At 60.1% G+C, this 293-nt stretch carries 1 protein-coding gene; it reads right to left on the reverse strand.

Features of this window, described 5'->3' with window-relative positions; all coding sequences use genetic code 11:
• A partial coding sequence (locus tag LKE08_RS11355; RefSeq protein ID WP_324704337.1) for a hypothetical protein occupies positions 1–293 on the reverse strand: 293 nt, incomplete at both ends.

A 293-nucleotide genomic window follows, 5' to 3' on the forward strand; every position in this document is an offset into this window, starting at 1 on the left:
GCGATCGCAACATCGGCTGTCGGCTGGGTATTGAGAACCACCGTAAATTCTGCCGTCCCCCCGTCTTCCGTCGTGGTCAAACCTGCCGTGGGGTTGACGGTAATTCCGGCGGTATCGTTGTCGGCATTGCTGACGGCGACATCGGCGGCATTGAAACCGCTGTAGTTGGCATCGTCGCTGGTAGCCGGTCTCACTTCGATGGTGTAGGCTTGAGGCCCGTCAACTACGGAGTCGTCCACCCCCGTCACGGTCACGGTTTTGGCCGTATCCCAGTCGTCGGGGGTGAATACCAG

Origin of the sequence: Lyngbya sp. CCY1209, assembly GCF_035615495.1 — a bacterium.
Classification (GTDB): Bacteria; Cyanobacteriota; Cyanobacteriia; order Cyanobacteriales; family Microcoleaceae; genus Limnospira.